Consider the following 3783-nt stretch of genomic DNA (forward strand, 5'->3'; position numbering starts at 1 on the left):
GCAACGAGTAGCTTAAATTACGCCAGATCCTGTCCAAGAGATGGGGAGTAGCTCAGACCACGCTCATCGCGGCGAGCGTGGCGATGTGTTGGGCAGGTTTGCGCAAAGTGCGGGTAAGAACGGTCATGGAGATTCTCCTGTCTGGACCGGAATGAAAGGGGTGAGGTGATAATCGCCATCTGCGCCCAGACCCTCGACGCGGGCGAGTTCCGCCAGCCTGCGGGCCGCGCCACGGCCCTGCAGCACCGCGACCAGATCGATGGTCTCGGCGATCAGGGCACGGGGGACCGTGACGACGACTTCCTGAATAAGCTGTTCCAACCGGCGCAATGCGCCGATGCCGGAACCGGCATGGATGGTGCCGATGCCGCCCGGATGGCCGGTGCCCCAGGCCTTGATAAGATCAAGCGCCTCGGGGCCGCGCACCTCGCCGATCGGGATGCGATCAGGGCGCAGGCGCAAGGCGGAGCGGACCAGATCGGAAAGCGTGGCCACGCCCTCCTTGGTGCGCAGCGCAATGAGATTGGAGGCAGCGCATTGCAGCTCGCGCGTGTCCTCGATCAGCACCACGCGGTCGTCCGATCCCGCGACCTCAGCCAGCAGCGCATTGGTCAGCGTGGTCTTGCCGGTCGAGGTGCCGCCCGCGACGAGGATGTTCTGACGGCTGTTGACGGCCTCACGCAAGGCCTTGGCCTGATCTGCGGACATAATGCCGCTTGTGACGTAATCGCTCAGCGTAAAGACGGCGATGGCGGGCTTGCGGATGGCAAAGGACGGTGCCGTGACCACCGGCGGCAACAGCCCTTCGAAGCGTTCGCCGGTCTCGGGCAGTTCGGCCGACAGACGCGGCGCACGGGCGTGGACCTCGGTGCCGACATGATGGGCGACCAGCCGCAAGATGCGCTCGCCATCCTCGGGCGAGAGCCGCGCGCCGGTATCCGCCAGACCCTCTTTCAGCCGGTCGATCCAGAGCCGCCCGTCAGGGTTCAGCATCACCTCAATGATGCCGGGATCGTCCAGAAACCGGGCAATCGCGGGGCCAAGCGCAGTTCGGAGCATCCGCGCTCCTCGTTCCCGCACCGCCCGTTCCGGACCCATCACCTGCATGATACCCCTGCCTCATCATCGGACCGCCAACGGACGGCCCCGGATCAGGGTCAATCAAGAAAGCCGGAAAAGGCGGGCGCGCAACAGCGCAATGACGGGCGTAGGGCTGTAGCGAAGGAAAAGAAACGGTGGGGATAGGCTCCGATGCTGAACCAGTCTTCAAACCCGATCCCGGTGATTCATCACGACTGGAACAGAACCAATCTGTGTATGACTAGCGATATCTAGGAAAGCCTATCGTTTAAAGTTAGACTTCGCTATACATCGTCAGGCACCAGACTGAGCAGAAGAAACCCGATGGACCCATATCGCAACCCTTTCGCCCCCGGTGCGGGAAGCCGTCCCCCGGAACTCGCAGGTCGCGACGCGATTCTCGAAGCCGCAAGGATTTCCTGCGGGCGGGCCATGAACGGCAGAAGTGCCCGTTCGATCATGCTTCTGGGACTGCGCGGCACAGGCAAGACCGTTCTGCTCAATGAAATCTGCCGGATCGCCGAGCAGGAGGGGTTGCTGGTCTCGAAAGTCGAAGCGCCCGAGGGCGAAAGCCTTGCCCGCCTCATCTATCCGGAAATGCGAAAGGTGATGCGATCCCTGTCTGGAATTGCGGCAGCGAAGCAGATCGCGTCTCGCGGCCTTCGCGGGCTTCGAAACTTTGCCGCGATATTCAAGATCGAGGTTGCCGGTGTCGAGGTCGCGGTGGAACCAGAGCCCGGATTGGCTGATAGCGGCGATCTGCGATACGATCTGCCTGAACTTTTGCACTGATCGGCAAAGCTGCACAGGCAGCGGAGCGTGGGTGGATTCTGCTGATAGATGAGGTTCAATACCTCTCTGAACAGGATCTGTCCGCACTCATCGTCGCCCTGCACAGAATAGCTCAGGACGGTATGCCAGTTCTGCTCGTCGGTGCGGGCCTTCCCCAGATTGCCCGCCTGGCTGGCGAGGCAAAATCCTATGCAGAGCGGTTGTTTCACTATCCCGCAGTCGGTGCACTGGATCCGGTGGCTGCCACTCAGGCCATCGAGAAGCCGATTCTGGAAGAAGAGGCCAATATCGCACCGAATGCGCTACAACTGATCGTCAAGCGCACGAAAGGCTATCCGTTCTTTCTTCAGGAATGGGCTTCTGTTGCGTGGAACAACGCGGAAGGACCGGAAATCACCTTTGCTGATGCAGACCAGTCCTATGCCGAAACTTTGGCCCTTCTCGACAGTGGTTTCTTCAGCAACTGTATCACTCACGCCGTTGCGGCGGTCCATTTCTGACGGCTCTTGCACAGGGCGTTGGCGATGGTGACGAGCTTTCTGGCGACGGCAGTGATGATGACCTTGTGCGGTTTTCCGGCCTTGCGGAGGCGATCTGCGAAGGATTTCAGGCTTGGGTTATGATGTGCCGCGACTAGTGCGGCCTGGAACATCACGTGCCGCAGGTTCCGGCGCCCTCCAGCGATGGCCCGTTTCCCACGAAGGGTTCCGCTGTCATGCGCGACCGGGGCCAGTCCCGTAAGTGCCGCAGCCTCTTCGCCGGTGATGGTGCCGATCTCGGGCATTTCGGCGAGCAGCATCGTGCTGGCAACCGGGCCGATCCCCGGGATGGAACGGAGAACGGTGGCCATTTCCGACAGGTGATCATCGCTCGCGATGGCCTTGGCGATCCTTTCCTCCAGTTCCTTGATCAGGCTGTCGATCCGTTGCTTCAACTCGGTGTCGACGTCCTCGAACATCGCAGCGGTGCCCAATTTCTGATGTGCGCGGATTTGGGCAAGCAGTCGCTTGCGCATCTCGACCAGCTGCGCTCGCCTGGAAGTCAAAGCTCTGAGAAGGCGCGGCTTTTCCGCAGGAAGACTTCGGCCCGCTTCAGGTCGGAAGGCAAAGAAGCGGGCGATGAGTTCGGCATCGATCCGGTCGGTCTTTGCGCGTGTGCCACGGCTTTGCGCAAACGCCTTGACCCGCGCGGGGGGCACCTGGCGGGCTACGATACCTTCCGACTCCAGAAGCGCCCAGAGCTGCCGTTCTTGGCCGCCAGTCGCCTCGAAACAAACGACGGCAACTCTGTCCCGGGCAAGGCCCGCTACAGCAGCATGACCTGCCGGATCATTGGCCACTCTGCAGCGATGCCCGTCGGGTAGGCAATGAAGGTCCAGCCAGTCGCGGCTGACATCTATGCTGATGACGCGGCCATGTGATGGATTGTCCATGCTCTCTTCCTTCTGGTGCGCGGTCCTGCAAGGCCGCAATCAACTGTTCGAGACGATGAAGAGAGGCGGTGCCGACAGGCTAAGAAGCGTGGTCATGCCACAAGGGTCAGACGTCGCGCACCACCCCGTCACTGACCCTGGCCGGGGCCAGTGACGGGGCCAGTTTAGCAGATCCCAGATACAGAAGGGTCAGGACTCATTGAGTTTCATAGCCAGTAGATGACGAGTGCGGCCAGCGCGATGGCTGGCAGGAAGACCTTTGGACAGCGGTCGTAGCGGGTTGCTATGTATGAGGAGGATCAGAAAACAGCCCACTGGGGGCTGTTGAAGAAGTGCCTTTGATCAGCCCCACCTGAGTGGCCCAGTTTGATTGTTAGTGCATGACCAGCCTTTGGTCCATCGCGACGATGGTTTCTGGGGCCGGTGGCGCACCCCGCATGGCGGGTATGTTCGGCCACGAACAGGGCCTTACATATTGC

4 protein-coding genes and 1 pseudogene are annotated in these 3783 nt (G+C 61.1%); 2 read left to right on the forward strand and 3 right to left on the reverse strand.

Annotated features, from left to right (window positions below):
• Positions 1 to 123: 123 nt before the first annotated feature.
• Positions 124 to 1107, reverse strand: coding sequence for a P-type conjugative transfer ATPase TrbB (trbB, locus tag Q4G24_RS16405; protein ID WP_303367611.1), 984 nt, complete (start codon positions 1105 to 1107; stop codon positions 124 to 126).
• Positions 1108 to 1404: 297 nt separating this feature from the next.
• On the opposite strand from trbB, the gene Q4G24_RS16410 reads away from it, so the two are divergent.
• Both Q4G24_RS16410 and Q4G24_RS16415 read left to right on the forward strand, forming a co-directional pair.
• On the forward strand, positions 1405 to 1872 hold the full coding sequence (locus tag Q4G24_RS16410) for an ATP-binding protein (RefSeq protein ID WP_303367612.1): 468 nt from the start codon (positions 1405 to 1407) through the stop codon (positions 1870 to 1872).
• Positions 1873 to 1994: 122 nt separating this feature from the next.
• Positions 1995 to 2372, forward strand: a complete 378-nt coding sequence (locus Q4G24_RS16415) for a hypothetical protein (RefSeq protein WP_303367613.1) — start codon at positions 1995 to 1997, stop codon at positions 2370 to 2372.
• Here Q4G24_RS16415 and Q4G24_RS16420 read toward each other — a convergent pair.
• Together Q4G24_RS16420 and Q4G24_RS16425 are read right to left on the reverse strand one after the other, a co-directional pair.
• Positions 2345 to 3304 (reverse strand): IS110 family transposase, encoded by a 960-nt coding sequence (locus Q4G24_RS16420; protein ID WP_303367614.1) that lies wholly within the window; start codon positions 3302 to 3304, stop codon positions 2345 to 2347. The two genes, Q4G24_RS16415 and Q4G24_RS16420, sit on opposite strands and share 28 nt — an antisense overlap.
• A gap of 206 nt (positions 3305 to 3510) precedes the next feature.
• Positions 3511 to 3591: pseudogene (locus tag Q4G24_RS16425) on the reverse strand (IS5/IS1182 family transposase); the annotation flags it as partial.
• Positions 3592 to 3783: the final 192 nt, after the last annotated feature.

The organism is Paracoccus sp. (in: a-proteobacteria), from assembly GCF_030538695.1.
Classification (GTDB): Bacteria; Pseudomonadota; Alphaproteobacteria; order Rhodobacterales; family Rhodobacteraceae; genus Paracoccus.